The organism is Nostoc sp. 'Peltigera membranacea cyanobiont' 232, from assembly GCF_002245985.1.
In the GTDB taxonomy this organism is placed as follows: domain Bacteria; phylum Cyanobacteriota; class Cyanobacteriia; order Cyanobacteriales; family Nostocaceae; genus Nostoc.
The window spans coordinates 1-2,661 of record NZ_NOLK01000339.1 but is presented as its reverse complement, the minus strand read 5'-3'; the positions used below and the strand labels follow the sequence as shown (position 1 = coordinate 2,661).

General features: G+C 40.1%; 2 protein-coding genes and 1 pseudogene. 1 reads left to right on the top strand and 2 read right to left on the bottom strand.

Annotation, left to right across the window (positions count from 1 at the left end; all coding sequences use genetic code 11):
• Positions 1-116: 116 nt before the first annotated feature.
• Positions 117-1,445, bottom strand: a pseudogene (locus tag CDG79_RS40070) (Tn3-like element ISNpu13 family transposase); the annotation flags it as partial.
• Positions 1,406-2,035, bottom strand: coding sequence for a tyrosine-type recombinase/integrase (locus tag CDG79_RS40065; protein ID WP_094346988.1), 630 nt, complete (start codon positions 2,033-2,035; stop codon positions 1,406-1,408). The gene CDG79_RS40065 and the pseudogene CDG79_RS40070, both read right to left, overlap by 40 nt.
• Before the next feature lie 76 nt (positions 2,036-2,111).
• On the opposite strand from CDG79_RS40065, the gene CDG79_RS40060 reads away from it, so the two are divergent.
• Positions 2,112-2,579 (top strand): helix-turn-helix domain-containing protein, encoded by a 468-nt coding sequence (locus CDG79_RS40060; protein ID WP_094346987.1) that lies wholly within the window; start codon positions 2,112-2,114, stop codon positions 2,577-2,579.
• Positions 2,580-2,661: the final 82 nt, after the last annotated feature.

The following is a 2,661-nucleotide window of genomic DNA, read 5'->3' as shown; positions in this document are numbered from 1 at the left end:
GGGGTAAATATAGCGAAGCTGTCACCAGGGGCAAGATAGCCTGAAAGTATTGCGGTGAAAGACTTTCAGACTACAAGGTTCTCAGATATACGAACAAAGCGTATTTTTAGACACATTCACCCCGTCTCAATTGGCAACCTGACATTAAGATCCAAACGAAAAGTACCATAGGGATTAACGTGACCCCAAATTAAAGGTGAAAGCGCCCGCAAATCCTCCAACTTCATCAACCGCATCCATTGTGATTGGGATAAAACCTCCTGAATCATTAAAGTATTTATATATACCAAAGATATCTGGACTAAATGCAGAGATAACACAGCTAATTCTTGGTCGGACAAACGATTAGTAGCAATCTCCCCACCCTTGCCATAAAAAATAAAACTGTTAGCACTATTCCAGTTCTCAACCACGTTTAGTCCAGCATTTATCTCTTGTCGCAGTTCAACCGAATGCAGGTATTTACATAAAAATATAGTTTTTACAGCCTTGCCCAATTCCGCCAAGGCTTGATAAGTAGGGTGTAATAAATTACCCCTAGTAAAACGCTTTAAGATGGCTTCAGTTTCCGCCATACCCAAACGCAAAGCAGTAGCATACTTCACCATTTGGTCATATTGTTGGCGAATTAAATCCCAATTAATAGCGCGAGTTAAAATCGGTTGCAAGTTTGGATAAGCATCATTATTCCCAGTTGACGGACGGTATAGTTTTTGAACATTGATACGTTTAAGACGCGGCATTAACTGAAAACCCAGTAAATGGCAGAAAGCAAAAGCCACTTCATTTTGACCGTGACTATCCACATAATTTGTCTCCACTTTCATCTCAGTACAGTGGCGTAATAATCCTTCAATCATGGCTGCCACCTCAGAGGAAGAACAAGTTTTTAACTGTGAATAAATACAAACAGAATTCTTTTCAACGTGCCAATAAATCATCACACCTCGTCCACCATAGCGGATGTGCCACTCAGTCATTAGATTTTGATCCCAAGCACCAAACTTTTTCGAGTCAGAAGCACAGGCGGTTGTACCCTCTCCCCAAATAGTAGAAATTCTGGCAGTAAAAATTGCATTTGCAACACAGGCAATAGCATTACGTAATTGTTCTTTCTGAATAAAATGTCGCTTAACATGGAGTAAATCTTGATAATTATCGCCTTTAATCTCATCACTTAAACGCTTTAATCCAGTATTCGTTCCTAAACCATATAAACAAAGTAGTAACCGTTTTTGTAAAGTATGGTTGCTTAAAACCTCTCGTGTTGATACACTCTGAAAGTGTTGGCTAAACTTAACTCGTAAATCAGTCTCTTTCAGAATATCTAAGAGGCTAGTCATCCGCCAACGTCTAGTAATTTCAGTTTTTAACCGTGTCAAGTTAACAGGTTCATTTTGAGGATTCAAAGGAGAAACACAAATTCGACTTTTACCTGTATTTGATGCCGTGAGTATTTCAAGTATTTAGCCAGCATTACGGCTGCGTCATCACTATAAAAGCACCAGCGTTGTTTGTTGCCTTTACCTAATACTTGAAATTTCTGGTTCTTGATATCTACAGAATCTATATTTAGGGCTAGAAGCTCTCCTATTCTGCATCCTGTGCGATGCAATAAATGAACTATCGCACTGAGACGCAAGTCATCTTTTACAGCAGTATATAGTATATTTAGTTGTGATTGTGTTAGATATCTGATTGTAGCATCGCTTTTATGTTCGCCTTTCTCTCTTTCAGGTAGACGTTGTTTTAGTCCCCGGATGGGGTTGGATTTTATATACCCTTGTTCTACTGCAAAGTTAAGCAAACTTTGTAGTATTGCTTGATGCTTGTGGTGTGTCGTGTATTTTAAATGACTGAGATTATTTAGATACTCAACTAATGTTTGCTTACTGATAATTTCTATTGACCAACTTCCATACTTTTGCAGTAAAAGTCCGAGGGTCAGTTCATAGGTTTCTCTAGTACTTGGTGCTAGACCAGGACGCTCTAGAAATTCGGTCGTGACAGTGGCTAAAGTTACAGCCGATTTCACGGTTGTTTCTGTATTCTCTCGCTTGGTTTTTATTGATAAATTATATATCTTTATTGGAGTTAGTTAACAGCTTTTTATGGATACTTTTAAAACTCCCAATAGCGATGAATCCCTTGCTAGTTACGTTTCACGGGTCAGGAAGAAACTCAATTTAACTCAGTCTGAGTTGGCGGATGCTGCTGGTATACATGGACGCTCTGTCGGGAAAATTGAGCGGGGACTTACGGTTAAAATTAATCGTAGGACACTTCAAGGGTTAGCGATCGCCCTTGGCGTGCCTCAAGAATATTTAGATGCTGTGATCAAGGGTGAAGAAGTATCTCAGGTTAGAGGGGTTAAGTTTTGTCCCCAATGTTGGAATCCTGGCGCGGCGGTTGACCCTATGTGGGGTCATGTCAAAGCCAAGTTTTGTTATCTCTGCGGTACACCGATTCGAGCTAACTGCGCGAATTGCGGTGAGTTGGTGTTGTCTTTGAGACACAGATTTTGTCCAATTTGTGGCTGTGCTTATAAAACGCCCGTCAAAAACGCTAAAATCCAGTGAGCTACTCTTTTTTCTCAAACCCATACTCCACAATACTTTCAGGCTATCTTGCCCCTGGTGACAGCTTCGCTATATTTACCCC

Coding starts and splice junctions, on each gene's coding strand:
- CDG79_RS40060 (WP_094346987.1), top strand. CDS start 2,112: ATGGATACTTTTAAAACTCCCAATAGCGATGAATCCCTTGCTAGTTAC.